At 64.6% G+C, this 2216-nt stretch carries 2 protein-coding genes; both read right to left on the minus strand.

Going from position 1 to position 2216, the window contains the following annotated elements; translation table 11 throughout:
- Positions 1 to 127 precede the first annotated feature (127 nt).
- Complete coding sequence (locus tag MFF42_RS26610; protein WP_373875202.1) at positions 128 to 460, minus strand: GCG_CRPN prefix-to-repeats domain-containing protein; 333 nt, start codon at positions 458 to 460, stop codon at positions 128 to 130.
- A gap of 196 nt (positions 461 to 656) precedes the next feature.
- The gene (locus tag MFF42_RS20810; protein WP_238257447.1) at positions 657 to 1523 is read right to left on the minus strand and encodes a DUF4344 domain-containing metallopeptidase; all 867 of its coding nucleotides are present in this window, start codon (positions 1521 to 1523) and stop codon (positions 657 to 659) included.
- Positions 1524 to 2216: the final 693 nt, after the last annotated feature.

Consider the following 2216-nt stretch of genomic DNA (forward strand, 5'->3'; position numbering starts at 1 on the left):
GCCTCCGCCCCGCGCAGGCTCGATGACCGAATAGCGCGACAGGTCATCCATGGCAGTCAGAGATCCTCGGACCTGATAAGGGCCGGATGCGGATGACAAGCACCTTCAGCCAGCGGGGAGCCCGGCCCTAGCGGCGGAAGCGGCCACCCCCGTGGAAGCCGCGGCCTCCGTGGAACCCGCGCCCCCCGTGGAACCCGCCGACCCGCCGGCCGTACACGGCGCGCCCGCCGTAGACCCTGCCCCCTCGGTAGGCGTAGGCGCGGCCGCCCCACGCGCCGTAAGGGCTGCCGTAAACGTGTGGCCGGCAACCTCCGTATGGTCCTCGGTGAAAGCCGGGCCCGCAGCCGCCCGCCGCCTCGGCCCTGCCGACTCCGATCCAGCCCGGTTCGGACGAGTTCATTCCAAGCAGGGCCGCGAAGGTCAAGGCAGCGAGGGCCATCAGTCTCGATGCTCTCGTCATGGGACACTCCACCGGAAACGGGGACCGACCGGGCGACCGGCACGCTAACGCCAGCGCGCTTTTCTCCGACCGGTTTCGACGACCGGCGTCGAAACGCCGGAGGTTGGCGGCGAGAACCGTAGAACGAGGTCGTCACCGGGGCTTGATCCGATGGGACTGGCCGGGCTTCATCGCGGCCTCTCCGGAGGTTTCGCCGTCAGAACGTCCAGCGGAAGCCCCGGCGCGTCCGTTCTCTCGCCATGCGGTCGCTGCGCAGGTGGCGGCCGAACAGCCTGTCCATGGCAAATGCGACTTGGTCGTACTCGGCGGCGCAGTTCGCCGTCCGCTCCTCCGGCAGATCACCACGGTCGGCAAGATAGCCGAAGGTACGCTTATCCGATCCATACGCGAGGCACAGCAGGTTGTAGAAGCGCTGCCGGAACAGCCCGTGATCGTTTGCGAAGTCCCCTTTTTCCATCTTCTCCTCCCCGGCGTAGCTCGCGAAGAGGAATGCGCTGCCGTCGATGATCTTCCGCGCCTGCGCCGGGCCGAGACGCAGCAGGAGCAGGGCGGCGAATTGGTCGGCGGCGTCCTCCTCTCGACCGAGGACGGGCACGTCCAACAGGTGGAAAAGCGCGTGGCCGATTTCATGCAGGAACACGTGCGCGATCGATCCCATGATGGCTTGGTGGCGCGTCACGCCTGTCGGGGACACATCCTTCGGCGCCCGGCTCTGCACGTCTTGGATGAATTCGTAACAGACGGTGACCGACCGCGTCGTCGGCGCGTACCAGGCGTTGACCTCGCCGCCGCATTCGGCGAGGCGGAGGGTAAGGGAGCGCGGCAATCGGATGATGCCGAGGGTTTCGCGCAAGCCTTCGAGCAGGTGTCGCGCGCGCATCTCTCTGTAGATCGTGTGCGCCTCGGGCGCCTTCGGGACCTCGTAGACGATGCGAACCCGGCCTTGCTCCGCAATCCAGGACCGTGCCGGGCCGGCGCAGAAGACAGGAACCAGAGCAAGGACCAAGGACAGGGCCCGGATCATCGTCCGGTCTCCATTGCTCAATGCGTCGGTATCGCTCATCAGGTCAGGAGCGTGCCGCTGGCGAGAGCCGCCTCGTTGTCCGCCTGCCCCCCTCGGTCGGCTGCCCGATCGCATCGATCGAGTCGGACATACGGTCGTGGAAAAGACGCGGATCGATGCCAGGCTTTGGAGTGAGGCCGTCGAGGTCCGATCCGTATTCCGGCAGGACGATGCGAACCTCCCGGGGCGACGTTGGCCTGGATGAGGCCTGCAGCCGGGGCCTCTCTAGGCGCATCGTGATACGCGTCCGCAGCTCCATCTGAATCGGTCTCGGCAAGTGTCTCGAACAGAGCGGAGGCCTTCAGCCCTAAAATGATCGCGTGTAGATCTGGATGCTTGATCAAATGGGGCAGGAAAATAGATTTTGCTTATGGATGGACCTTCAAGGTTCTGATATCAGTAGACTCTCCGTTTCGCACTCATGGCTTGACCACTTGAAAGGCTCGACTCACCTCGGAACACCTGAGGCGCAGAACGCGATTAGGGCGCAACGGAAGCCTCGGCACCGTTATTTTCAGAGTACGGTCCACTCGACGAATCGGTTCCGGGCATATCGAACTGATGTCTTGAAACTGCGGCTGCGGCAGGATGTGAGAACGACGCGCCTCACGGTGTTCAGCGAGCGCAGCATGTCCAACAGAGCGATTGCTAGATCGCGACCTCAAGCGGTCTGCGCCCTCGAACGTCGATGGC

It is taken from the genome of Methylorubrum podarium (assembly GCF_022179745.1).
In the GTDB taxonomy this organism is placed as follows: Bacteria; Pseudomonadota; Alphaproteobacteria; order Rhizobiales; family Beijerinckiaceae; genus Methylobacterium; species Methylobacterium podarium.